This is a genomic window from Methylocystis sp. Uni0008 (assembly GCF_056838045.1).
Genome location: NZ_CM166370.1, coordinates 3,131,408 through 3,155,810, shown reverse-complemented (window position 1 = coordinate 3,155,810; position 24,403 = coordinate 3,131,408). Strand labels below are relative to the sequence as shown.

The window sequence follows — 24,403 nt, the reverse complement described above, 5'->3', positions numbered from 1 at the left end:
GCACCAATGCCGGGCATGCACGCCTGAGTCGCCCGCGATATTTCTGCTGGCCGATTCTGAAGACGCCGGAGCGGCCCGGCTGCGCCCGCCAGAGCCGGGACCATCCGGATTTCCGTGTATGGCCTGAGCGGAAAACATCGTCAGTTCCTCGCCTTGGTGAAGAGAGCCGGTCCCGCAAATTCGGACAGTAGCATAAGTGGATTTCCTGCCTGACAGCGGCGAGGATTCTGGCCGCGAATCAGGAGCAATCGATGACGAAGAGGAGCCGCCGGACACATTCTCCGGCCTTCAAGATTCCATGGGGAGGTGGATAGCGACCGGCGCTCTGGCAGAGTGAGGTTGCGACCACCCACTCTGGAGACGGCCATGCAAGTTAGAGCTGATCGCCCCGAAACGCCGGGCGCCATCCATACCGATCTTGGCGCGATTTTTATCTCTTTGGAACTCAGCCGCTCGACTTGGTTGATCACGTCGCTTTTGCCGGGCGGCGGCGGAAAGATGTCGAAGCACACTCTGCCTGCCGGGGACATCGATGCGCTGCTGGCGCGCTTTTTGGAATTTAAGCAGAAGGCGTTGGCGCGGACTGGGAAATCGTTCTCGATCATCGTCATTCAAGAGGCCGGACTGGACGGCTTCTGGATTCATCGGGCGCTGGAGAATGAAGGGATTGAGAGCCACGTCGTCGATCCGGCCTCGATTGCGACATCACGCCGGCGGCGACGCGCGAAGACCGACAGGATCGACGGTGAGGCGCTGCTTCGCGCGCTCTTGGCGTACAAGCGCGGCGAACCTCGCGTGTGTGCAATGGTCAAAGCGCCGGCTCCCGAGGAAGAAGACCGCCGCCGACTTTGCCGCGAGCGCAAAGTGCTGATCGCCGAGCGGGTCAAGCACGTAAATCGCATCAAAGGATTGCTGTTTTCCCAAGGCGTGTTCGGCTACGAGCCGTTGCGTCGTGATCGTCGGGAACAACTCGACTTGCTGAGCACGGGCGATGGCCGTCGGCTTCCGCCGCATCTCAAGACTCAGATATGCCGTGAACTCGATCGGCTCGAACTGCTGCTCGAGCAGGTCAAGGTGGTGGAGGCCGAGCGGGATGCGCTGCTGATCCCACAAGGAGTCGGTGCGCCAGAACCGGCCGCGATGTTGCTCGCCATCAAGGGCATCGGGCCCGAGTTCGCTGCCGTCCTCTGGGCGGAAGGGCTGTTCCGACACTTCGACAATCGCCGCCAGGTCGCTGCTTACGCGGGTTTGGCGCCGACGCCCTGGCAAAGCGGATCAGTGGATCGCGAGCAGGGCGTTTCTAAATCGGGCAACCCACGGCTGCGAACAACGCTTATCCAACTCGCCTGGCTTTGGCTGCGCCATCAGCCGCAATCGGCCTTGGCTCTGTGGTTCGAAGAACGAGTCAAGCGCAACGGCGGTCGTCTGAAGAAGACAACCATCGTGGCGCTGGCGCGAAAGCTACTGGTGGCGTTGTGGAAATATGTGACGGCCGGCGTCGTCATCGATGGAGCCGTGATGAAAGCCGCCTGACAAGGAACATTGACCGAATCCGCATATTGCGGATCCAGGTAGACGAACCGCACTTTCGCATGGCTTGAAAAGCCGCTTTCAAGAATGGTTTCGTCATCCTGAGCCCAGACCCGCCGCAAGCGGGATCTTGGTGCAGCCGTCGCGAACGGCGACCGAATGTGAGGTTGATCGTGCTCGGAAACGGGCAGCGTCATGCAGTCGGGCTCAGACCTTGGATACCGAAACAGCCACTGGAGTTTTATTCATGCGCCATTGACGCAGCCCACTTGACCCGAACTTCCCCATGTGAGGCGAAGGTCGACGATGGAAGCCAACGCGGCGCTGCGGACGATCGTGCGCCGTGACGATGGCGAAAGCTATCGCGAGATGCTGACTCGGATGGCCAAGGAAAGCAGTGTCGAGACGCCGACGATCGACGACCTGATCCGGCTCGATCGTAAGCGCAAGGTAAGAGGCTCTCGAACGGAGACTGGACGAGCAAGACCGATCCGGAGGCGAAGATCGCCAAGATGAAGGACGGCTCGACGCATTTCGCCTACAAGCCCGAACATGCGGTCGATCTCGACACGGGCGTGATCGTGGCGGCGCCGATCCACGAGGCCGACAAGGGCGACACGACAACGCTCGATCCCACGCTGAAGGAAGCGGAAAAGAATCTGTCCGCCGTCGGACTTGCGCCGACGCCGGAAGATCCTTGCGATCTCGTCGCCGACAAAGGCTACCATTCGCGCGACGTTCTGAAAGACCTCGACGACGGCCCATGGAAGACGCGCATTTCCGAGCCGCGACCGAGCACGGGCTATTCACGATGGCATGGCGACGACGAGGCGCGAGCGGCGGTCTATGGGAACCGCAATCGGTTGAAGTCGGGTGTCGGCAGGGAGGCCATGCGCAAACGCGGCGAGATCGTCGAGCGCAGCTGGGCACCTCCAATAACCTGGCTTTTCGTGACTGGGTGTTGGGCGTGAGGCGGCTCGAGGCCATCCTTCCGGGGAGAATCGGTTCATGGGCTTCGAAAGCGGCGTCGCCCGGTGAGCGGCGCCGTCTTTGCCGCTAATTTTGCTACGCAGGCGCCCCTCTCTCGCGCAGCCAGACGAAGCGGCGCATGTTGTAGGCGAGATTGGCGAGCCCGATCTTGAGCCGCGCCCGCGCCAGGCCGATTGTTCGCACGAACAGGCCCATCAGCCCTTTCTGATGCGCGAACACATGTTCGACGGCGCTGCGCACTTTCGACTTCTGCGCATTGGCGATGCGCGTTCGCTCCGGCATCGGCTTGCCCTTGGGCTTCTTGCGATGAATGCGCGAGACGAAGCCGCGCCGCGACAGCATCGCTTCATTCTTCGCCGAGCGATACGCCGTGTCCGCATAGACCTCGCTCGCCGTGTTGGTTTTGTCGAGCACATCCTCCAGCCGCGCGCCGTCATGCGCGGCAGCGTGCGTCGCCGTCCATTTGCGGATCAGCCCATGCGCCCGGTCGATCGACACATGGTTCTTGTATCCGAATGCGGGGATGGCGAGATCGACCGGCGGAACAGAGCCGTCCTCCTCCCGCACTTTGGCTTTCGTATATTTGACCGTCCAACGCGCATCGCGATCTTTCTGTGCGAGCTTCGCCGGCTTGTCCTTCCAGCCCTCTGGAATGCGGCCGTCCTTGATCGCCTGCTTCTCGCCGTTCGTATTGCGCTGCTTGGGCGCGGCGACAATCGTGGCGTCGACGATCTGGCCCGACATCGCGAGAAAGCCGGCCTCGCGCAGCGCTGCGTCGAACTGCTCGAACAAGCGGTCGGCCGCATTTGCCTTCTTCAGCGCCTCGCGGAACGTCCAGATCGTATTGGCGTCGGGAACCGCGTCGGCCAAACCCAATCCGAGAAAGCGCATGAACGACAGGCGGTCCTTGATCAGATATTCGCAGCGCTCGTCCGACAGAGAATGCATTGCTTGCAGGATCAGCACCTTGAACATGAATACATGATCAAATGGCGGACGCCCGCCCTTGGAGCGGTCGGCCCGCGGGACTGCCGCCTCCAGCGCCGCCCGGAACATCTCGAAATCGACAAGCGCCTTCACGCGCTCCAGATCGTCGCCCTTCGCCGACAGCTCAGCCAGCCGTTCGTCGACATCAAAAAATCCGGGCGTTCCCTTCGCCATGGCCGCGATCCCCTTGCGACATGACCAAGTGAATCAACTCAACGCCGATTTGGCCAGAGGTTTTTGGAGGCGTCCAGCTTCGCCCATGTTCTGGAACGCGGCGGGATGCGCCGCACATGGTTGCGAGGTCGCGAAAACGTTCACAAGCGCTATCTTGTTCATGTCGCGGGCTACACTCTCGGCATTTTAATGCGCGCGCTGTTCGGAGCCGGCACTCCAAGAGAGGCCGCAAGCGCCAAAAACGCATTTTTGCTCGTCATTCAGACCAATGTGGCGATGGCCATTGTCATAGTCGCCGAGATCGACGGCGAAATGGCCTTGCTCGCCATCGTCGCCGCGCCCGAGGCCGATTAATCAAACAGCGACTTCATCACCGCGCTGTTAAGGGCCTTGGCATATGCGGCCGCTATCGTCCTCGACCTGGAGTCATATGAATAGACAAGCTCGTTTCCGATGAATACTTCCAAGCATGGAAATATGTCATGAATGCCCACGAGTCTCCAATTAATGAGGCGTCCGTCGGCTCCAACGTATAGGTTTATCATGCGCCAGCCGCAGCCGGCGCGGGCGATGTAGCGGATGGCGTTCAAAACCTCGCGTGGGTCGACCGAAGGCTTGCGCCCTCTGCGCGCCGGCGAGGGAAGGAACGGCTCAACGCGCTCCCACTCCTCATCGGTCAAATCCGTTGGGTAACGCTTGGTTTTCTTCTCAATGGCGGCCATCTTGGCGCGATTCGCTCGGGTCCACATCCCAAGCTTGAATCACGCCCCTCACTCCGTCGCAACCATTCTCAAACGGTCTCTCAGGGGCAGGTCACGCGCCGCTCAGCACCGCGATGATCGAAAACAGGATGACGCCGACCTGGCCGTACATCTTTCGTATCCCTCCGCCGTGGGCCGCCTGGCATTGATGTCGGTTTTTGAGATAGCTGCCTGACGGGTGGCGCGATGATCGTGTCCATTTCAATTACAAGCGGACACTATCGCCGATGTCGAGCAACAATGACGATCCGGCAGCTTTCCGGCGCAGGCGCCGGTCCTGGTCTCTCGATGAGAAGCGCCGGATCGTCGACGAGAGCCTCGAGGATGGAGTTTCGATCGCCGAGGTTGCGCGACGGTACGACCTCAACGCTAACCAGCTCTTCACCTGGCGGCGGCAATTTGGCGTCGAGCCGACCGCGCTGCAGGAACTCGCGCCGATTCTGCCCGTGACGATCACGCCGGACACGCCGACAGAAAATTCCGCTCCAGGGTCGACCGGCCAGATGGAGATCGTCCTCGCCGAGGGGGATCGGATCATCGTGTGGTCCGATGTCGAGACGCCAGCGCTGTCGCGGGTGGTGAAAGCGCTGCGGCGATGATCCCGCTGCCAGCGGGCTGCCGGGTCTGGATCGCGACCGGTCACACCGACATGCGACGCGGCATGCATGGTCTTGCCCTTCAGGTGCAAGAGCAGTTGAAGCGCGACCCGCATGCGGGCGATCTCTACATCTTCCGCGGGCGCCGCGGCGATCTCGCCAAAATCCTCTGGCATGACGGGATCGGCCTGTCGCTTTACGCCAAGCGACTCGACCGCGGAAAGTTCATCTGGCCTGCGGCGAGCGCGGGCGCGGTGTCGATCTCGGCCGGGCAGATGGCCTATATGTTGGAAGGAATCGACTGGCGAAATCCGCAACTCACCTACAGGCCGCAAAGCGCGCGGGGTGAGGCGCGAAAAATCCGGGCACGGGGGCATTTTGGGGCGCCTCGAATCGCTGGATTCGTGATTCACTTCAGGTCATGGACGCCGCCGCTCTTCTCGATGAAAACGCCGCGCTGAAGGCGGAACTTGCCGTCGCGCGGGCGAAGGCGTCGGAAGACATGGCGCTGATCGCTGCGCAAAAGCTCCAGATCGCCAAATTGCAGCGCCAGATCTACGGGCAGAAGTCAGAGCGGTCGGCAAGGCTGCTCGATCAGTTGTCGCTCGAACTCGAAGAGCTGGAAACGAGCGCGACGGAAGACGAACTCGCCGCGGAGCGCGCTGTCGCCAAAACGACGACGGTCGCTGGCTTCGAGCACAAGCGGCCGGAGCGCGACACCTTCCCCGACCATCTGCCGCGCGAGCGCGTCGTGATCGAGGCGCCGAAAGCCTGCGCCTGTTGCGGCGGGGCGCGTTTGCGCAAGCTCGGCGAGGACGTGACGCGGACGCTGGAGACGACGCCGCGCCAGTGGAAGGTCATCGAGACCGTGCGGGAGAAGTTCACCTGCCGCGACTGCGAGAAGATCACGCAGGCGCCGGCGCCGTTCCATGTCGTCGCGCGCGGCTGGGCGGGTCCGAGCCTGCTAGCGATGATCGTGTTCGAGAAGTTCGGCCAGCATCAGCCGCTGAACCGGCAGGCCGAACGCTATGCGCTCGAGGGCGCGCCGATCGCGCTGTCGACCATGGCCGACGCAGTCGGCTCCGTCTGTGCGGCGCTCGAGCCGCTGCGGCGTCTCGTCGAGGCGCATGTCCTCGCCGCCGAACGGTTGCATGGGGATGACACTACGGTTCCAGTCTTGGCGAAGGGCAAGACGGACACGGGCCGGTGCTGGGTCTATGTCCGCGACGACGCGCCCTTCGGCGGCGCCGGGCCGCCGGCGGCGATGTTCTATTACTCGCGCGACCGGCGCGGCGAACATCCGCAGGGCCATCTGTCGACTTATTCCGGCATCCTGCAAGCGGACGCCTATGACGGCTACAACCGGCTGTATCTGGCGGGGCGCGCGCCCCGCCCGATCCGCGAGGCGGCATGCTGGAGCCATGCGCGACGTCCCTTCTTCGCCATGGCCGACATCGAGGCGAACGCGCGTCGCAAGGCGGCCGGGAAAAAGGAAATGCCCCTCTCGCCGATCGCTATGGAAATCGTGCGTCGCATCGACGCGCTGTTCGCCATCGAGAGATCGATCAACGGCAAGAGCCCCGAGGAACGGCTTGCTGCTCGTCGTAACGAGAGCCGGCCGCTGGTCGACGCGCTCCGGACTTACATGCGAGAGCAAGTCGCGAAACTCTCACGCGGACACGACCTCGCCAAAGCGATGCAATACATGCTGAAGCGCTGGCCCGCCTTCACACTGTTCCTCGAAGACGGGCGCGTTTGCCTCTCCAATAATGCCGCCGAACGCGGCCTGCGCGGCATCGCCTTGGGAAGAAAATCGTGGTTGTTCTGCGGTTCAGATCGCGGGGGCCAGCGTGCCGCCGCCATGTACAGCCTCATCGTCACGGCGAAGATGAATGGCGTCGATCCGCAGACCTGGCTCGCCGACGTTCTCTCGCGTATCGCCGCGCATCCCGCTCACCGGCTGGACGAGTTGCTGCCGTGGAAATGGCGATTGGCGGCTCCGCGTGCGTCGGCGCTGGCGGCCTGAGCATGCACGTCAACAAGGTCGATCACGTCACGACCGTCGAGCGTGTCGCCGCACGTCTTGGTGAGAACGTCGACTTCATTCACGATGTCGCTCTCGAAATGGACACCGAGGACGGCGTCGTGTGGGTCTATGGCGTCGGGGACGACGGCATTCTCGCGTTCACCGACTTCGGCATCGAATCTCTCGTCGAGCTGATCGAAGTCCACAAAGATTTGAAGTCGCGCGCCGGCGCTAACGCAACCTGAAATCATCCCCTGCGGTCCACGCCGGATGCATACCATCTTTCCTTCGGCGCGCCGCCGATCCGGGATCGCGGCAAGGCAGGATGCAAGATCGATCGTCGTCATAGGGCAACCTCCGATTCGGGTTGCTCCCCATAGATTCAGACACTTCTACACCTGAAAAGCGAAAAATCATCCCTCTCGGTCAAACCAAAGCACAGAGCGTTGAACAGCCCGGACCCAGACCACAGGTCACCCAGACCACAACTTTTTCGTCGCTTTTTGACTAAAAGACCTTTTTCAGACAAGAGAAAAGTTTGCTGTATCCGTTCTTATTCGGGTGTCCATCGATTGGCAGGTAATCATCAATTGTAAGGGGACACACGTCGTACGAAAATTTATTTTCGGCAAAAAATTGTTTCACTCTTTTTGTGTCCGCATTTTCTGTGCTGAGGAAGCCGACCTCATCTCGTTGTGGAACGAGTATTATCTTCAAATGCGGAAATCGTTCTCTTAGCCTGAGCAATGCCTTGAAGTTCGGTCCGAATAAATGGAGAAAAGGATCTAGACTCGACGTCTGGATTTGAATTCTGCTGTGTAGTTTTGAAAAGAGCCTGTATGTTAGCGAGTAATAACTCAGAGCGTCCTCCACCTGACGCAAAATCGGTAGATTCTGTTGTTTGAACCGAGAGAAGCCCTTGGCCAAGATTTCTTTATCCGAGGCGTCCACGTTGATTCCCCAAATCGCGCCGCCTAGCTCATTCCCGTTACAGATGCCGTCCTTAGCGCAAACATCATCTATTCCTAAGCTACTTGGGTCTGGATCACGTTTAAAGTCATTACTTATCACGATCAGAATCAAGTTCTTGATCCAAATTTGAGTCGCAAGCCACTGGGACAAGAGTTCAAAATTTTGGATCCCAGCTGCCATGAGTCCGCCATTAAGCACTACGGGATAATCTTCTGAGCCTAAAGCGCTCCTGTTCAGCCAGGGGCAACCCCCTTGACCTTCCGTAAACGAGTCTCCAAGGACGAGGTAATCAACCACAGTGCTCCCGCTATCGAAATTGGTATCAATCAAGCCAAATTTGTTGGTATCAAAGGCGCACTTGTATTCGATCCATCCGTTGAGCTGAGATAGGTTGTATGTCGCCGCAGACACGACTCTGGTGTTGGGTACATACGTCCAAAGGCCAGTAAATCCGATTCGGCGGAAGGCATCTTTGGAAACAAACATGTATCTCTTGTCCCAATAATAATCGTTATTTTTGACGAAAATACCCATGAACTCAATCAGAATAATCGTAATAACCACAATGGCAATGATGTCAATAGTCACACGCGTTGCATTTACTACAAGGCGCTTTTGCAACAGCGAACAGATCCTCTTAGCCACGAGCGCCGGCTCCAAAGATTTCTTGTATGTTCGTGGTTTTTTCGCGGCAGCGGCTCAGTCCAATTGAAACACGTTCTTGTAGTCGTGCTTGAGTGGGGCGTCTGTCCAATGGCCCGTCTAACAATGGACCCGACCCAGCCGATGACGCTTCGCTTTGCCGCAATGAAGGAACTGGCCGAATATGTCGCGCCGAAGCGCAAGCCCGCTCATTGTTGTATACCGACATTGCTTCTCCGGTCCCGTCGCGAGAGTGGTTGGGGGATGTCCCGTTTGCTGTTGAAAAGCGCGAAGCGGCTGATGCGTGACGAATCTTATGCCGCGTCGGCGGTTTGAACAAGGTGCGCCGCCGACGCCGCTTTTGCGTTTCGCTGCACGAGAGCGGCTCGGAAGTTTCCAGAGCATTGCAGAGCCTGGAACTCCGTGGCGTTTGTCCCTCGATCGCCGCTTGAGTTTTTTCGTTTCCCAAGATCACGGAATTGCTTCGACGGTTAGTCTACAAAAGAATGTACCATACTTCTCCTGACCCTCAGCAAAAATGCAGACGAGCTTATCCTCCCATCCCACGGTGGGCATATAACAGAGTGGGCACCTCCAATAACCTGGCTTTTCGTGACTGGGTGTTGGGCGTGAGGCGGCTCGAGGCCATCCTTCCGGGGAGAATCGGTTCATGGGCTTCGAAAGCGGCGTCGCCCGGTGAGCGGCGCCGTCTTTGCCGCTAATTTTGCTACGCAGGCGCCCCTCTCTCGCGCAGCCAGACGAAGCGGCGCATGTTGTAGGCGAGATTGGCGAGCCCGATCTTGAGCCGCGCCCGCGCCAGGCCGATTGTTCGCACGAACAGGCCCATCAGCCCTTTCTGATGCGCGAACACATGTTCGACGGCGCTGCGCACTTTCGACTTCTGCGCATTGGCGATGCGCGTTCGCTCCGGCATCGGCTTGCCCTTGGGCTTCTTGCGATGAATGCGCGAGACGAAGCCGCGCCGCGACAGCATCGCTTCATTCTTCGCCGAGCGATACGCCGTGTCCGCATAGACCTCGCTCGCCGTGTTGGTTTTGTCGAGCACATCCTCCAGCCGCGCGCCGTCATGCGCGGCAGCGTGCGTCGCCGTCCATTTGCGGATCAGCCCATGCGCCCGGTCGATCGACACATGGTTCTTGTATCCGAATGCGGGGATGGCGAGATCGACCGGCGGAACAGAGCCGTCCTCCTCCCGCACTTTGGCTTTCGTATATTTGACCGTCCAACGCGCATCGCGATCTTTCTGTGCGAGCTTCGCCGGCTTGTCCTTCCAGCCCTCTGGAATGCGGCCGTCCTTGATCGCCTGCTTCTCGCCGTTCGTATTGCGCTGCTTGGGCGCGGCGACAATCGTGGCGTCGACGATCTGGCCCGACATCGCGAGAAAGCCGGCCTCGCGCAGCGCTGCGTCGAACTGCTCGAACAAGCGGTCGGCCGCATTTGCCTTCTTCAGCGCCTCGCGGAACGTCCAGATCGTATTGGCGTCGGGAACCGCGTCGGCCAAACCCAATCCGAGAAAGCGCATGAACGACAGGCGGTCCTTGATCAGATATTCGCAGCGCTCGTCCGACAGAGAATGCATTGCTTGCAGGATCAGCACCTTGAACATGAATACATGATCAAATGGCGGACGCCCGCCCTTGGAGCGGTCGGCCCGCGGGACTGCCGCCTCCAGCGCCGCCCGGAACATCTCGAAATCGACAAGCGCCTTCACGCGCTCCAGATCGTCGCCCTTCGCCGACAGCTCAGCCAGCCGTTCGTCGACATCAAAAAATCCGGGCGTTCCCTTCGCCATGGCCGCGATCCCCTTGCGACATGACCAAGTGAATCAACTCAACGCCGATTTGGCCAGAGGTTTTTGGAGGCGTCCGAGTGGTTAGGCCGCAGGCCTCAAACGCGCAAATCCCTTCCAGACAATCCTTAGCGCCTTGGCGTGAAAGCCCAAAATCTCAACCTCCAAATCGGGGTGGGTAATTGCGCCATCGCAATCGCTGGGGCAGTTTATATCAGAGAAGGTGACGCTCTTTTATTAAATGGGCAATGCAAGATGCTACAGATTGGGAGAAAGTGGCGGTGTAGTGTACTTGGTCGACGTACAGCGGCTCATTCCTCCCATCTTGGATATCCGCACACCACAGAAAGTTTTCCCCAGGCGGATTTCTCGCAATTGCCTCCCGCATGGCGGGATATCCATAAAGAGAGTACTTATGCTGTCCATAATCTGAGCCAGCAAAGAGGTGATATCGCTGATCATATTTATACGTCGGAACGGGTTGGAAAACGAAAATGGGCTTTACATTATAGACAGAGGCGATTGCCTCGATGATTTTCTTGTTCGAAAAGTAGCGTTCGATTGTTCGCCCGATCGTATCGGGATCCCGGAATTTGAGGTCGTTTGGTTGGCCTGAAACCTCGTTCGGACACCCAGTAAGCTTGCATTTAAGAGATCGAATAGCGCCGACAACCGGCAGCTTGGCAGCCCAAGTTCGCAGGTCCGCGAGCACTTTGCTAGCCGCGGTAAACGGGGGTACCGTTGAAGAATCCATAATTTCTCGGAGGCGTCTTGTGAACTCCGGCTCATCCTCGCCATGATAAAAGAAATCGTTCAGTCCATCTATGAAAATAGCAACGTTTGGGACGTGCCTCTTGAGGAGTAGTGTCTCGAAAAGTGCGCGTTCTTGGCTCAAATAATAGTAACCTCGTCCGAAATTGTAAACAGACACCGCCTTGCCGGTCTGCTCCTGAATTTCTTGCTGTATGTATGACGGGATCGTTTCAGAGTCTGAAACTCCGTAACCGAAGGTAGTTGATCCGCCGAACACAAACACGTTCAAATTTGCTGGATTTGGGGGCCATTTGGCTTGACCGATTGAATATCTGAAACCATTTTCGTCCACATTCACGTAGTCTCCCCGCTGTGGACGTTCTTTGAATTGTGTAAATGGCTCGTACACGTAGGGCCGGGTCCATGTTTCGGTAAGAAGATTGTAAATTTCCGCAATACTTTTTTCAGGATACACTTTCTTTAAGGATTCGATTCCATATTTTTCAGCTACAGGGTTACTGGTTAGCCTGCGCTCTAGGATACGCAGGGTGATATTCAACGCGGCAAAGAAAAGCAAGGCAGCTAGGGATATGAGCCCAAATTTTGAGAGTAGTGATTTGGCTGACATAGGGGACACCTCGAAAAATATCTGCTTAAGGCGTGATGAGTGGCGTTCGCGGTGGCGCAGCCGGGCTGTTTAACTCTGCCTATCCGTGAGGCCGCGTGAAATCGCCGCCGGGACTATCAGGAATTCCGTGTATGGCCTGAGCGGTTGAACATGTTCAGTCCGTTGTCCGAGAAACCGTTCGCCGAACAGAATGGCGAACTGGGCTTTGGCGGGCGACCATTCACGCGCGGGCATGGTCCATTCTTTCTCCGATCTGTTCAAGACCAGAAACAGCAATTTCATCGCGGCTTCGTCGGTTGGAAAATGCCCTCTGGCGCGAATCCCCTGAGTTCTGACGCGAAGCGCAACACCCCCCTGCCGATCTGATATCGGCCAGGTTGATCAAGACCTTCGGGAGCGTTGCCATGCCAGGCTATTCGCTGTCGATTTCCGCTGAGATTTGACCCGGGATTTCCATTGAGAACTGACCCGGCTTGAAGATGGTTTGAGGGTCAGGGGTTCGTCAAGTTCGGGTTTTCTCCTTTGCGGGTTTGTCGGCTTTTGCCGAGCTGTTTTTGAAGCGGAAGCTGTCGTTTCCGGTCTCGAGGATGTGGCAGCTGTGGGTGAGGCGGTCGAGCAGCGCTGTCGTCATCTTGGCGTCGCCGAACACGCTGGCCCATTCGCCGAAGCCGAGATTGGTCGTGATGATGACGCTGGTGCGTTCATAGAGCTTGCTCAGCAGGTGGAAGAGCAAGGCGCCGCCCGAGGCGCTGAACGGCAGATAACCAAGCTCGTCGAGGATGACGAGATCGGCATGGGTGAGCCGCGCCGCGATTTGCCCGGGCTTGCCTTGGAGCTTTTCCTGCTCGAGCGCGTTGACGAGTTCGACGGTGGAGAAGAACCGGACGCGCTTGCGGTGATGTTCGATGGCCTGGACGCCGATCGCCGTGGCGAGATGCGTCTTGCCCGTGCCGGGCCCGCCGACCAGGACGGCGTTGTGGGCGTCTTCCAGGAACTCGCAGCGGTGAAGCTGGCGAACGAGAGCTTCATTGACCTCGCTGCTGGCGAAGTCGAAGCCGGCGAGATCGCGATAGTTCGGAAAGCGTGTGAGTGCCGGTCGTAAACTCCCCAAATGTGCCGATTGAAAAATCCCCAGTTTTCGTGACGCCCGGCCTTCCAGGGCATGCCCTGGAAGGCCGGGCGGCGCCGACTCGCCGATGCTGCTCCCCTTGGCGGAAGGGAGGGCTCGGTGATCAAACTCGGGGAAATTGTCATGATCCTGGAATTACATCGTCAGGGCGTCTCTGTGTCCGCGATCGCGCGCCAGCTCGGAATCGACCGGAAGACCGTCCGCAAGCACATCGCCGCGGGGCTGACGGCGCCCAGCTACAAGGCGCGGCCGCCGCGCGAACGCGCGATCGCAACTTTCGAGGCCTATCTGCGGGAGCGCCTCGTCGCCTATCCGGCGCTGAGCGGCCGCCGGCTATGGCGAGAGATCAAGGATCGCGGATATGCCGGCGGCTACACTGCGGTCACCGACTTCCTGCGCGAACTTCGGCCGCCGCGCTCGAAAGGCTTCGAGGTGCGCTTCGAGACGCCGCCTGGCGAACAGGCTCAGGTCGACTTCGCCCGCTTCGATGTCGAGTTCCTCGACGAGCTCGGCGTCAAGCGGATCGTCTGGCTCTTTTCCATGGTCCTGGGGCATTCCCGCTTCATCTGGGCGCGCTTCGTCCTGCACCAGGATATGCAAAGCGTCCTACGCTGCCATATGGCCGCCTTCGAGGCGCTCGGCGGCGTCCCGCGCGAGATCCTCTACGATCGCATGAAGACGGCCGTTATCGGGGAAGACCCGGATGGCCTCGTTGTCTACAATCGCGCGCTACTGGATCTGGCGCGCCATTACGGCTTTCAGCCGCGCGCCTGCAAACCCTACCGCGCCAAAACGAAGGGCAAGGTTGAGCGGCCCTTCCGCTACATCCGGGAAGACTTTTTCCTCGGCGGCGCCTTCCGCAATCTTGATGACCTGAACGCCCAGCTCCGAATCTGGCTCGATACGATCGCCAATCCGAGGGTCCACGCCACGACCAGGCGCGTCGTCGATGAGGCTTTCGCCGAAGAGAAGGCGTCGCTCAAGCCGGTGCCGTCGACGCCCTATCAGGCGGTGCTTCGGCTCGAGCGGCGCGCGTCGCATGAAGGCATGGTCAGCGTCGGCGGCAATCTCTACAGCGTCCCGGACACGACCCGGCGACGCGTCCTTGATGTCCATGTCTTCGCCGACGCCATCCGCATCTTCGAGGACGGCGAATTGATCGCCGCCCATGCGCCGCTCGAAGGCCGCGGCGAAAAACGTCTCGATCCGGCGCATCGCAGAATGCCGTTGCAAGCGTATCGTCGCCGGCCGCGCCCGACGCATTGCCGCCCCTCATGCTGCGCGCCGGCGATCACGCCGCGAGACGCCCGCTGGCCTTTCTATGACGCGGTGGGGCGCCGGCTGGCGATGCAGGGAGGCTCGCGATGAATGCAACGCCCTCCGCCGTCATCGACCGCGTCAAACGCAATCTCGTCGGCCTGAGAATGCCGCGCGCCCTCGAAATCCTCGACATCACCCTGCGCGGCATCGAGCGTGGCGAGACTACGGCGCTCGACGCGCTCGACATTCTGCTCACCGAAGAACTGACGCTACGCGAGAACCGCCGCGTCCGGATGGCGCTCCAGATGGCGCGCCTGTCCGCCGTCAAGACGCTCGCCGGCTTCGACTTCGCCTTCCAGCCGTCGCTCGACAAGAGCCGCGTCATGGCGCTCGCCGAATTGCAGTTCATCGATCGCGCCGAAGCGGTTCATCTCATCGGACCGCCCGGCACAGGCAAAACCCATCTCAGCCTGGCGCTCGGCGTCGAGGCGGTTAAAGCCGGCCGCAGCGTCTACTTCGCCTGCCTCGCCGACATCATCGCAACATTGGCCAAGGCCGAACGCGAAGGGGCGCTGCGGGAGAAGATCCGTTACTTCTGCCGCTTCTCGCTGCTGATCGTCGACGAGATCGGCTATCTGCCGGTTACGCCCGGCGGCGGCAATCTGTTCTTCCAGCTCGTCAACGCCCGCTATGAAAGGGGCGCCATGATCCTCACCTCGAACCGCGGCTTCGCGGAATGGGGCGAGATCTTTGGCGATCCAGTCGTCGCCACGGCGCTCCTCGACCGTCTCCTGCATCACGCCGGCGTCTTCCAGATCGAAGGCTCGAGCTATCGCCTGCGCGAGCACGCCGACCTCTTGCCCGAACATGTTCGGACGAAAGCCAGCATCCAACCCGCGCCAATCCCGCCGACCCTCCGGCGCCGGGGACGCCCGCCAAAAAACGGAGGCGACGATCAAGACCTCGGCTGATCGCCACGCCCGCCAACTGGGGAATTTTACTCCGGCGCTTCTGGGGAAATTAACATCGGCATTTACAAAGCGCGCGGCCTTGAGCTGGTAGGCGGTCGATCTGACCTCCCGGTCCGCCGTTTCCGCTTTCAGAAGCTGCGACAGGATCGGCAGCGCGGCCTCGAAGGCCGGAGCGCCTTGCTCGGTCAGTTCGCTGACGGCCTGCGCCATGCCGTGCATTTTGAGGCTGCGCAGCATGATGACGATGGCGCCGGCGGCGGGATTATGACGCATGGCGCACCTCCCGGGCTTTGCGCAGGGCGTCGTAGAGCTCGACATTGGTCTGCGGTTCGGTCGTGAGCGTCAGCGCGTTGGGCGGCTTCACCGGCGGCGCGTCGACCGGCTTTCCGTCGACCAGCCGGCACAGCACGTTCAGGATATGCGTCTTGGTCGGCGCGCCCGCCTCCAACGCCAGTTCGACGGCGGTCAGCACGGCCTGCTCGTCATGCTGGAGGACCAGGGCGATGATCTCGACCATCTCGCGGTCGCCGCCCGTCGTTTTGAGCATCCGCTGTTGCAAGGCCCGGAAGGTGGCAGTTCGGCGAAGGGCGCGCCGTTGCGGAGCGCGCCCGGCTTGCGCTGGATGACCGCGAGATAGTGTCGCCAGTCGCAGTGGGAGGGTCTATCCGTGGCCGCAACAGCTTCTCTACGACAGCCAAGAATACGCGGCAAGCGCAGATCTGGCGCGATTGATGCGCGGGAAAATGCAGACTGTTTTTCAATCACTTCCCTGCCTTCTTCCGTTACAAGGAACGAGATCCTGATTTCATAATGAGTTTGTATTTCTGGGGGATATGCACTATTAAGCGCGTAGCAACGAGCTTCTGGCCCAAGACTGATCAAGGATTATCATTAATGCGAGCCACGACTCCTCGCGGTGTTGCGGGCGGGCAGCGGCGGCATGAAATGCAGCCCGACGTGAAGGAATGCGCAGCTTGTTACTCGTGGCGATATCCAGTAATTTGGCGCCCAATCGAAGCGATGCGGAAGTTGCGGAAAGCTTGCGAAGGTTTGCTGCTCGCGTGCCTCGACAATAACATTGGCTGTCGAGGCCAATTGGGGGCTCGTCCAAATGTCGCATGAGGATTTGTCGAGAGACCGTTCGGCCGTCATGGGAGATCCGATTGATCGTTCGGTCTAGTGATCCCCGCAGCGATCGCGATTCTCAGCATGCTGCCAATTCCAGACGGAGAGTCGCCTAGTATCTGGAACTCGCCGCGACGCTCGCCTGGCGGCGGCATTGCGCGTGAAACTGCGCCCGTTCAATCGACTTTGGTTCAAGCTGGGCCTGGCGCGCCACAAGATCACCAACCCAATCATCATGGGGATCTGTTCTTTGGGGTGATCCTGCCTATCGCGACGCTTTTTCGATTGAGGGGCCGACCCGCTCAAATTGTCCTTCGATAAGGACGCGTCTTCATACTGGAATATACGCGATTTGCCCAAGGGGGCGAGCGACATGAGCAAGCAGTTCTGAGGAGAGAGACAAAATGGATTTTCTGCTCGAACTTTGGGACTATCTCAAGACCCGCAAGAAATACTGGATGGCGCCGGTGTTGGTCATCATGTTGCTGATTGGCGCCGTGATCGTTCTGCAAGGAACCGCGGTCGCTCCGTTCATCTATACGCTCTTCTAGCGTGCGATGCGGATACTTGGCATCTCCGCCTTCTACCATGACAGCGCAGCGGCCGTGGAGGATGGCTAAATTATCGCCGCCGCTCAGGAAGAGCGGTTCTCGCGCAAGAAGCACGACTCGCGCTTTCCGCGTCACGCAGTCGATTACTGTCCTGAAGCCTCCGGCGTGACGCCTCAGGACATAGATTTCGACGCCTTCTATGATAAACTGGTCGTTAATTTTGACCGACTGCTGGAACTTATATCGCCTTTGCGCCGCGCGGATTCCAGTCGCTCAAAATTGCGCTGCCGTTGTGGCTGCGCAAGAGGGGTGGCGCTCAATTGCGTCGATAGGCTGAGCCAAAAGGTCATCCGCAGGGGAGTCGCCACTGGAAAACTTCTTCGCGACGGCAGTTTTGAGCAGATTTTGGTTCAGCCCCCGCCGGCGTCGCCGGCGGGGGGCTTGAACTCCGCCAATCGTAGTGCCAAGCCGTTTTTCTGGCGCGGTTTCTGCGTTCCTATCAACGCCTTGCAAATTGGGACTGTAGAAGATCAGTTTGAAGATATCTGCCATGGGAGCAAGCATGACCCGATCCGCCGCCTCACGCCAGACAGATGGAGTTTGCGATAAGGACACCTGCGCAAGAAGCGCCTTTCCATGTTTTTCTTTCCGCGTCAAAAATTTTGGGATTTTACTTGCTCGGCGACGTGCTCGGAAAAGCAATCGGATCGAAGATTTGTCGCTGACGGAGATGTTCCAATGAATGGTCGGCGGATTTGGGTCGCGGGTCACAAGGGCATGGTGGGTTCGGCAATCACCAGGAATTTGGAGCGCTGTGGCGGCAGGGTCATCAAGGTCGACCGTTCCGTTGTCGATCTGCGCAATCAAATAGCCGTCGAGTTATGGCTCAAGCAGAATAAGCCGGACGCCATCGTGTTCGCGGCCGCAAAAGTCGGCGGCATTTACGCAAATGACACGTTTCCTGCCGATTTCATTTACGACAATCTGGCGATCGAAACCAACATTATCCATTCCGCGCATGCAGCCGACGTCGATCGGCTGGTGTTTCTTGGGTCTTCTTGCATCTACCCAAAATTTGCGCCGCAGCCGATTAAGGAAGAGTCGCTGCTCACGGGTCCGCTTGAGCAGACCAATGAATGGTACGCCATCGCCAAGATCGCCGGCATCAAACTTTGTCAGGCTTATCGCAAACAATATGGCCGCCGTTACATCTCGGTCATGCCGTGCAACCTTTATGGGCCGAATGATAATTTCGATCTCACCACGAGCCACGTGCTTCCGGCGCTCATCCGCAAATTTCACGAGGCAAAAGTTGAAGGACGCGACGAGGTCGTGGTGTGGGGAACGGGAACACCGCTGCGCGAATTCCTCCACGTGGACGATCTGGCGCGCGGCATCGTCTTCTGTCTCGATAACTATGATGAATATGAGCACATCAATTGTGGCGCAGGGTCCGAAATTTCAATTCGCGGCCTCGCTGAGACGATCGCGCGCGCGGTGGGATTTTCGGGTGGAATCGTATTCGATACGACAAAGCCCGACGGCACGCCGCGCAAGCTAATGGATTCGAGTCGTATTCTGGCGCTTGGCTGGAAACCCGAGATCTCGCTGGATGAAGGCATCGCCAGCACCTACCGCTGGTATATCGAGAACAAGCTCGCTGGCCCGCAACGGGAGATTGAGCGCGTCGTACCCTTTTGATCAATGGCGACGCGTCGCGATCGCAAACGTCTCCCCCGGCCCATACGCCAATCCGGCGACGGTGACAACGAGCACGAGCTGAGGCAGCTCGCGCTAGACATCAAGCAACCGCGGATGCTAGCATTTTGAGCCGACCCAAAACTGGGAACTATTGTGGAATTGCGGACTCTAGACGCTCCCCGATGGATCATGCGTTTTCAGTACGCTTGGCGTCGCCTTGTTGCGAAACTCAAGGCGCTATCGACCGCAAAGCGCGCTGCATTCCTAAGCGAGTTATCAGATGGAGAATTCATCCTTGAAATAGGACTCCTCTATCCCGGTGGTGGCGCGACCGCGCGCGACATAGAAATCGGCAAGGACTTTCTGAGAGAATCGCCGAGTAGACGATCAGCGCTTATTGCGGGTCTCCTGCAAGCCCGGCTCCGCATGAGACGGCAAACGCTGCAAGGAGAGAACGACCCGGACGTTTGCCCCATTCTTGGAACAGATCGTATTCTGACTTCATCGGAATGGAAAAAGCGGTCTGCGCATCTGGGACTGGCCGGAAAAAAGCCGCTGCCGCCGATCTCGAAGCTTTCAGATCGGGCTTTTGAACACTCGGGCGACTATGTCGTTTCCGCCATCGCCAGTTTGTACAAGGGCGGCCGGCACATCGAAAAATTCCTCGAAAACATAACATCACAAACGATTTTTGATCAAAGCGAATTGATAATTATTGACGCGGATTCGCCAGATGGCGAGGAGCGGATCATTGCTACATATCAGGCGCGTTATCCGAACATCGTTTACAAGCGCATGAATTACCGAATCGGCATTTATGATGCCTGGAACGTCGGCGTGCAGATTGCGCGGGGAAAATATATGACAAACACAAACCTCGACGATTTGCGCAGAAAGGACTCATTCGAACTGCAGGCCGGAGCGCTCAATCGACACGATTTCGTCGACGTCGTCTACCAGGACTATTTCGTCTCTTTCGATGATTCGCTAAGCTTCGAAGAGGCCGCTATGTTTAATTTTAAGAGCGATTTGCCGATCGTTACGCCACATAATCTCTTATTCCTCTGTTCGCCCCACAATGCGCCGATGTGGCGAAAAACCCTGCATGAAGAGATTGGGCTATTTGACACTTCTTTCAAATGCTCTGGCGACTGGGACTTTTGGCTAAGATGTATGGCCCAAAAAAAATCCTTTCTAAAACTCAACACGCCTCATGTCATTTATTTCCAAAACCCGGAAGGCCTTTCTACTCAACGAAACACCCTGGGAACGAAAGAACGGCGCGAGATCTTGAACCGGCATAGCCCTCAGCTCATCCAACCTCATCTTATTATGTCGCGCAGCCAGTTTGCGGATAGTTTAGGAATCACGCCCAACTGGTATCGGAACAGCTCCTACTACGATCTTGTCCAACGGCAGTTGGTCTCAATGCATGAGAGGCGCAAAATAACCGGTGTGTAGATCAACTGCGGCGTCAGTGGACAAGGAGCATGTTCGTGAAGGTGATCGTGGACGGCGTCGCATTTCAATTGATGCATCCCGGCACAACACAGCTTTGTTTGTCAGTTTTAACTGATCTTGCGACGCATGCCGGCCTCGATGTGGTTTTGCTCGATCGCGGCGGCTGTCCATCGATGCCTGGGGTCGAATATGTCGAATTCCCTTCCTTCAGCTGGCGGAACACGGCGGCCGATTCTCTGCACATCGAGCAATTTTGTGTGGCATTGAAAGCAGACGTCTTCCTATCGACGTATTATACGACTCCATTGACTTTTCCTACAGTTCTAATGGTCCATGATGTAGCTCTTGAGCTTCTGGGTGCAGATCCGCCAAAACGGGCGCTCCAGGAACGGGAGATCGCGCTCAGCTTTGCCAGCTATTATGCCTGCGCCTCGGAACATAGCAGATCCGAACTCGAGCGGTCTCATAACTCGATAACAAACAACCGTGCATTCGTAATCCGCGACAATGCGGCGCGCAGTCTCCCAGAACTCCTGACCAAAGCGCAGCACGAGCGAAACAGCGCCCAGATGAAACTTTTTTTCGAAGACTGGAAGAAACTGCGCTCGATTCAGGCGGAGACCGACATTGGCGAAAACCTACCTTGGCTTTACCGCGGCATCAGCAACAAGCGTCTTGGTGCGTTGCTATGCACGCTCGCCAGGGCGTTGAAACCCCTATCTCGGCGCATGCCTGCGCTAGAGGGGTATGTGTCGAAGCTTCAACAGGTGGGCAATGACATGTGGAACTGCAGCGCTCCGCCCTATTAGACGCGAGCCGCCGCCGCCAACGCTCAGATCCCATGAGGTCACTACGATGTCGATTTGCGTCACGCCTCGCCGGATCCGACCGATCCGTTCGTGACTCGGCGCGTGTTGACGAGTATGGCTCCCGCGGGGGGCCGCCTGGCGTTGATTGCGGTTTTTGAGATAGCTGCGTGACGGGTGGCGCGAGATCGTGTCCACTACTATTACAAGCGGACACTATCGCCGATGTCGCGTAACGATGCCGATTCGCCGGCTCTTCCCGATCGGTGGCAAATTGGAAGCCGATTAAATGTAACGTTGCAGCATTGGCAACGCCCGGGATTACTTCGCATCGAAACCGCGGCGATCCGCCTCGATATTCAGCTTGAGGGCTTCTCTTGTTCTTGGGCGCAGCGGCATGGAGCAGGATGGCGGAGCGTCGCGCGCGATCGGCCGACGCAGGCTTATAATTTCGGCTGGTGGGACAATCGCGTTTACCATTATCTCAGCCGCGAACGCGGTGAAATGTATTTCGGACTTGGCGAGTGCGCCGGCGCCCTGGACCGCTCGGGTCAGCGCTATCGTTTGAGCAACATCGACGCGATGGGGTATGACGCGCGGACCTCCGACCCGCTTTACAAGCACATCCCTTTTTACCTCACTTGCCGGCCTGAGAGCGGAATTGCATTTGGCCTTTTCTACGACACGCTCTCCGACAGCACGTTCGATTTCGGCAAGGAGCTCGATAATTATCACGGTCCTTATCGGTATTTCGTGGCTGAGTACGGCGATCTGGACTATTACTTCATCGCCGGCCCCGGCGTCGCAGAAGTGACGCGCCGCTTCACCTGGCTGACGGGGAGGCCGGCCTTCATCCCGCGTTGGGGCCTCGGCTACTCGGGTTCGTCCATGGCATACACGGACGCGCCCGACGCTGCAGAACGCTTGGCGCTATTCTTGTGGAATTGCGCCGAACACGACATTCTTTGCGACAGCTTTCACCTGTCATCGGGCTACACGTCGATCGGCGACAAGCGCCACGTCTTCAACTGGAACCGGTCGAAGTTTCCCGATCCCGCGGCTTTTTCACTCAGCTTTGCCGAGAAGGGCGTGCGGCTTTGCGCCAATGTTAAGCCCTGTCTTCTGACCGGTAATCCTCTGTTCGAAGAAGCGCGCGCGCTCAGCGTTCTGATAGCGGACGCTGCGGGCGAACCGAGTTTGGCCCAGTTTTGGGGTGATCTTGGCGCGTATCTCGATTTCACTAATCCCGAAACTATTCGATGGTGGCAGGCAAAAATACGAGAAACGCTTCTGGATTGTGGCGTCACCGCAATCTGGAACGATAATAACGAATTCGAGATATTGAGCGCTAATGCGCTGGCGCAAAATTTCGGAAAGCCGGTCGCAGCGCGCGAAATAAAGCCGCTGCAAAGCCTTTTGATGATGCGCGCTTCGCGCGACGAGCAGAAGAGCCGAGCGCCACGCGAGACGAGGAACGGCCGCAAATCAGTTCGGGGGGCGTCGGCATGCATCGCTATGTCCAAACTTGGTCTGGCGACAACACGACCTCTTGGGAGACCTTGAAATACAATTTGAAAATGGGCTTAGGTCTCTCGCTTTCGGGTATTTCAAACAGCGGCCACGATATTGGCGGCTTCTCCGGCCCTGCGCCCGATCCTGAACTTTTCGTGCGCTTTGTGCAGTTCGGCGTGTTCCTGCCGCGCTTTTCTATCCATTCCTGGAATGACGATGGGACGGTCAACGAGCCGTGGATGCACCCCGGGGTGACGCACTATGTTCGCGATCTGGCGCATCAGGGCGTTGAGCACGATGACATGAATGTGCTGGTGCTCGGGGGCCGTGTCATCGGCGTTGAGCTCGCCCGCGAGCTGATTGGAGCGTTCCTGAACGCTCGCTTCACTGACGAACCGCGGCATCGGCGCCGCCTCGCCAAGCTGACAGCGCTTGAAAACCCGCTACGCGCGCTGCAGGTCTTCCGCCAGTCGGTATGGCTCGATTACATCCGCCGCAGCTTGATCACGAGCGGTGAGCTGCGCCGCCTAATCGACGTGGACGGGCTTGCGGGGGGTTACCTCGAACCCAGCAATTTTCGAGAAGGCCATCTCCGGAAGTTCCGACTACCGCACGGTCCTCGAGCGGCCGGACGTGCGGACGCTGGACACGAAGATCCTTTACGAGCAACTCGCGGTCCAAGATATCCGAGACGCCGCCGATGCGCTGCGCCCTGTTTATGACGAGACAGCGCGGCGTGACGGATACGTGAGCCTGGAGGTCTCGCCGCTCCTCGCGTACGACGCGACCGCAACGCTCGACGAAGCCAGGCGATTGTGGCGGGCCGTAGAGCGCGACAATCTGATGATCAAAATCCCGGCGACGCCCCAAGGGATTCCCGCTGTCCGCAAACTCATCGGCGACGGAATCAATGTAAATGTGACATTGCTGTTTGACCAAGACTCGTACGAGCAGGTGGCGGAAGCCTACATTGCGGGCTTAGAGACATATGCCGCACGTGGCGGCGAGCTGAAGCGAGTTGAACCGCCCCGGGTTTGCCGGAGGCCCCAACTCTTGAGAGGATGGGGTCATGGAAGCGAAGAAGAAGACGTCCAACAAATTTTCACCTGAAGTCCGCACTCGGGCGGTTCGAATGGTGCAGGAGCATCGGGGCGATCACGCCTCGCAATGGGCGGCGATTGCATCAATTGCCGCAAAGATCGGCTGCACGGGCGAGACGTTGCGCAATTGGGTTCGCCAGGCAGAGCGGGACGTCGGCGTGCGCCCGGGCGCGACGACGGATGAACGCGAGCGGATCAAGGCTCTGGAGCGGGAGAACCGCGAACTGCGACAAGCCAACGAGATTTTGCGTAAGGCGTCGGCGTATTTTGCGCAGGCGGAGCTCGACCGCCGGTTCAAGCCATGATCGCCTTCATCGACGATCATCGTGAAGTGCACGGGGTCGAGCCGATCTGCAGAGTTTTGCCGATCGCCCCCTCCACTTACCACGCGCGCGCCGCGGGCCGCCGCGATCCCGCAAAGCTCTCGGCGCGCGCCCGACGCGACGTGTGTCTTCGCGAGAAGATCCAGCGCGTTTTCGATGAGAACTTCGGTGTCTATGGCGCGCGAAAGGTGTGGCGACAATTGATCCGGCAAGGCGAGACAGTGGCGCGCTGCACGGTCGAGAGGCTGATGCGCGCCATGGGCTTGCAGGGCGTTGTGCGCGGCAAGCCGATCAGAACGACGGTGAGCGACAAGGCGGCGCTCTGTCCACTCGACAAGGTCAACCGGCAATTCGTGACGGATCGGCCGAATACGTTATGGGTGTCGGACTTCACATACGTCGCTACGTGGCAGGGCTTTGTCTATGTCGCTTTTGTCATCGACGCCTTCGCGCGCCGGATCGTCGGTTGGCGCGCCTCGCGCACGGCGCATGCCGGTTTCGTGCTCGATGCGCTCGAGCAGGCTTTGCACGAGCGCCGCCCGCTTCATGGCGGCGGCCTCGTGCATCACAGTGATCGCGGCGTTCAATACGTCTT

The 24,403-nt window shown here is 58.8% G+C and carries 22 protein-coding genes, 7 pseudogenes and 1 other annotated feature; of the genes and pseudogenes, 20 read left to right on the top strand and 9 right to left on the bottom strand.

Annotated elements, in window-relative coordinates:
* Positions 1–366: 366 nt before the first annotated feature.
* Complete coding sequence (locus AC0X69_RS15790; RefSeq protein ID WP_482608713.1) at positions 367–1,533, top strand: IS110 family RNA-guided transposase; 1,167 nt, start codon at positions 367–369, stop codon at positions 1,531–1,533.
* Positions 1,534–2,042: 509 nt separating this feature from the next.
* Entirely contained in the window at positions 2,043–2,501 is a 459-nt protein-coding gene (locus AC0X69_RS15785) for a transposase (RefSeq protein ID WP_482608712.1), read from the top strand.
* 94 nt (positions 2,502–2,595) lie between these two features.
* On the opposite strand, the gene AC0X69_RS15780 is transcribed toward AC0X69_RS15785, so the two are convergent.
* Positions 2,596–3,681: a transposase gene (locus AC0X69_RS15780; RefSeq protein WP_482608161.1), complete on the bottom strand. Its 1,086-nt coding sequence runs from the start codon at positions 3,679–3,681 to the stop codon at positions 2,596–2,598.
* Between the two features lie 105 nt (positions 3,682–3,786).
* Between AC0X69_RS15780 and AC0X69_RS15775 the strand changes: the two genes are divergently transcribed.
* A complete protein-coding gene (locus AC0X69_RS15775; RefSeq protein WP_482608711.1) occupies positions 3,787–4,035 on the top strand; it encodes a hypothetical protein in 249 nt (82 codons plus the stop codon).
* On the opposite strand, the gene AC0X69_RS15770 is transcribed toward AC0X69_RS15775, so the two are convergent.
* Positions 4,032–4,403, bottom strand: a complete 372-nt coding sequence (locus AC0X69_RS15770) for a transposase (protein ID WP_482608710.1) — start codon at positions 4,401–4,403, stop codon at positions 4,032–4,034. The two genes, AC0X69_RS15775 and AC0X69_RS15770, sit on opposite strands and share 4 nt — an antisense overlap.
* Positions 4,404–4,669: 266 nt before the next feature.
* Here AC0X69_RS15770 and tnpA point away from each other — a divergent pair, with 266 nt between their 5' ends.
* The 4 genes from tnpA to AC0X69_RS15750 are packed head-to-tail and all read left to right on the top strand — an operon-like array spanning position 4,670 to position 7,309.
* The gene (tnpA, locus tag AC0X69_RS15765) at positions 4,670–5,041 is read left to right on the top strand and encodes an IS66-like element accessory protein TnpA (RefSeq protein ID WP_482608709.1); all 372 of its coding nucleotides are present in this window, start codon (positions 4,670–4,672) and stop codon (positions 5,039–5,041) included.
* Positions 5,038–5,499: an IS66 family insertion sequence element accessory protein TnpB gene (gene tnpB / locus AC0X69_RS15760; RefSeq protein ID WP_482608708.1), complete on the top strand. Its 462-nt coding sequence runs from the start codon at positions 5,038–5,040 to the stop codon at positions 5,497–5,499. The genes tnpA and tnpB overlap by 4 nt, the downstream gene beginning before the upstream one ends.
* Entirely contained in the window at positions 5,460–7,064 is a 1,605-nt protein-coding gene (tnpC, locus tag AC0X69_RS15755) for an IS66 family transposase (RefSeq protein ID WP_482608707.1), read from the top strand. The genes tnpB and tnpC overlap by 40 nt, the downstream gene beginning before the upstream one ends.
* A 2-nt stretch (positions 7,065–7,066) precedes the next feature.
* Positions 7,067–7,309, top strand: coding sequence for a hypothetical protein (locus AC0X69_RS15750; protein ID WP_482608706.1), 243 nt, complete (start codon positions 7,067–7,069; stop codon positions 7,307–7,309).
* 262 nt (positions 7,310–7,571) lie between these two features.
* Here AC0X69_RS15750 and AC0X69_RS15745 read toward each other — a convergent pair whose 3' ends face one another.
* Entirely contained in the window at positions 7,572–8,681 is a 1,110-nt protein-coding gene (locus AC0X69_RS15745) for a hypothetical protein (RefSeq protein WP_482608705.1), read from the bottom strand.
* A gap of 108 nt (positions 8,682–8,789) precedes the next feature.
* Here AC0X69_RS15745 and AC0X69_RS15740 point away from each other — a divergent pair, with 108 nt between their 5' ends.
* Positions 8,790–9,014: a hypothetical protein gene (locus AC0X69_RS15740; protein ID WP_482608704.1), complete on the top strand. Its 225-nt coding sequence runs from the start codon at positions 8,790–8,792 to the stop codon at positions 9,012–9,014.
* A gap of 391 nt (positions 9,015–9,405) precedes the next feature.
* On the opposite strand, the gene AC0X69_RS15735 is transcribed toward AC0X69_RS15740, so the two are convergent.
* The 4 genes and pseudogenes from AC0X69_RS15735 to istB (AC0X69_RS15720) all read right to left on the bottom strand — a co-directional run.
* Entirely contained in the window at positions 9,406–10,491 is a 1,086-nt protein-coding gene (locus tag AC0X69_RS15735; protein ID WP_482608161.1) for a transposase, read from the bottom strand.
* Positions 10,492–10,702: 211 nt separating this feature from the next.
* On the bottom strand, positions 10,703–11,869 hold the full coding sequence (locus AC0X69_RS15730; RefSeq protein WP_482608703.1) for an SGNH/GDSL hydrolase family protein: 1,167 nt from the start codon (positions 11,867–11,869) through the stop codon (positions 10,703–10,705).
* Positions 11,870–12,037: 168 nt separating this feature from the next.
* Positions 12,038–12,196: pseudogene (locus tag AC0X69_RS15725) on the bottom strand (IS256 family transposase); the annotation flags it as partial.
* A gap of 175 nt (positions 12,197–12,371) precedes the next feature.
* Positions 12,372–12,959 (bottom strand): annotated as a pseudogene (istB, locus tag AC0X69_RS15720) (IS21-like element helper ATPase IstB); the annotation flags it as partial.
* Between the two features lie 138 nt (positions 12,960–13,097).
* Between istB (AC0X69_RS15720) and istA the strand changes: the two are divergent.
* On the top strand, positions 13,098–14,366 hold the full coding sequence (gene istA / locus AC0X69_RS15715) for an IS21 family transposase (protein WP_482608702.1): 1,269 nt from the start codon (positions 13,098–13,100) through the stop codon (positions 14,364–14,366).
* Positions 14,363–15,229 (top strand): IS21-like element helper ATPase IstB, encoded by an 867-nt coding sequence (gene istB / locus AC0X69_RS15710; RefSeq protein WP_482608701.1) that lies wholly within the window; start codon positions 14,363–14,365, stop codon positions 15,227–15,229. The genes istA and istB (AC0X69_RS15710) overlap by 4 nt, the downstream gene beginning before the upstream one ends.
* A gap of 66 nt (positions 15,230–15,295) precedes the next feature.
* Here the strand turns inward: istB (AC0X69_RS15710) and AC0X69_RS15705 are convergent.
* Positions 15,296–15,502, bottom strand: a pseudogene (locus AC0X69_RS15705) (ATP-binding protein); the annotation flags it as partial.
* Positions 15,492–15,877, bottom strand: a pseudogene (locus AC0X69_RS15700) (IS21 family transposase); the annotation flags it as partial. The pseudogenes AC0X69_RS15705 and AC0X69_RS15700, both read right to left, overlap by 11 nt.
* Positions 15,878–16,758: 881 nt before the next feature.
* Between AC0X69_RS15700 and AC0X69_RS15695 the strand changes: the two are divergent.
* From AC0X69_RS15695 to AC0X69_RS15655, 10 genes and pseudogenes are all read left to right on the top strand, one after another.
* Positions 16,759–16,905, top strand: a complete 147-nt coding sequence (locus tag AC0X69_RS15695) for a DUF5989 family protein (protein ID WP_482608700.1) — start codon at positions 16,759–16,761, stop codon at positions 16,903–16,905.
* 6 nt (positions 16,906–16,911) lie between these two features.
* Positions 16,912–17,213 (top strand): annotated as a pseudogene (locus AC0X69_RS15690) (carbamoyltransferase N-terminal domain-containing protein); the annotation flags it as partial.
* A gap of 430 nt (positions 17,214–17,643) precedes the next feature.
* Positions 17,644–18,606, top strand: coding sequence for a GDP-L-fucose synthase (gene fcl / locus AC0X69_RS15685; protein ID WP_482608699.1), 963 nt, complete (start codon positions 17,644–17,646; stop codon positions 18,604–18,606).
* Between the two features lie 189 nt (positions 18,607–18,795).
* Positions 18,796–20,067 (top strand): glycosyltransferase, encoded by a 1,272-nt coding sequence (locus AC0X69_RS15680; RefSeq protein WP_482608698.1) that lies wholly within the window; start codon positions 18,796–18,798, stop codon positions 20,065–20,067.
* A 29-nt stretch (positions 20,068–20,096) separates the two neighbouring features.
* Complete coding sequence (locus tag AC0X69_RS15675) at positions 20,097–20,876, top strand: glycosyltransferase family protein (RefSeq protein WP_482608697.1); 780 nt, start codon at positions 20,097–20,099, stop codon at positions 20,874–20,876.
* 294 nt (positions 20,877–21,170) lie between these two features.
* Positions 21,171–22,436, top strand: a complete 1,266-nt coding sequence (locus tag AC0X69_RS15670; protein WP_482608696.1) for a TIM-barrel domain-containing protein — start codon at positions 21,171–21,173, stop codon at positions 22,434–22,436.
* Positions 22,379–22,600: pseudogene (locus AC0X69_RS23440) on the top strand (TIM-barrel domain-containing protein); the annotation flags it as partial. The gene AC0X69_RS15670 and the pseudogene AC0X69_RS23440, both read left to right, overlap by 58 nt.
* A gap of 87 nt (positions 22,601–22,687) precedes the next feature.
* Positions 22,688–23,107, top strand: a complete 420-nt coding sequence (locus AC0X69_RS23435; protein ID WP_510175244.1) for an RpiB/LacA/LacB family sugar-phosphate isomerase — start codon at positions 22,688–22,690, stop codon at positions 23,105–23,107.
* Complete coding sequence (locus AC0X69_RS15660) at positions 23,019–23,495, top strand: transaldolase family protein (RefSeq protein WP_510175245.1); 477 nt, start codon at positions 23,019–23,021, stop codon at positions 23,493–23,495. The genes AC0X69_RS23435 and AC0X69_RS15660 overlap by 89 nt, the downstream gene beginning before the upstream one ends.
* Positions 23,455–24,401 (top strand): annotated as a pseudogene (locus AC0X69_RS15655) (IS3 family transposase); the annotation flags it as partial. The gene AC0X69_RS15660 and the pseudogene AC0X69_RS15655, both read left to right, overlap by 41 nt.
* Positions 23,745–23,861: a sequence feature (AL1L pseudoknot), on the top strand. (Overlaps the previous pseudogene by 117 nt.)
* Positions 24,402–24,403 lie beyond the last annotated feature (2 nt).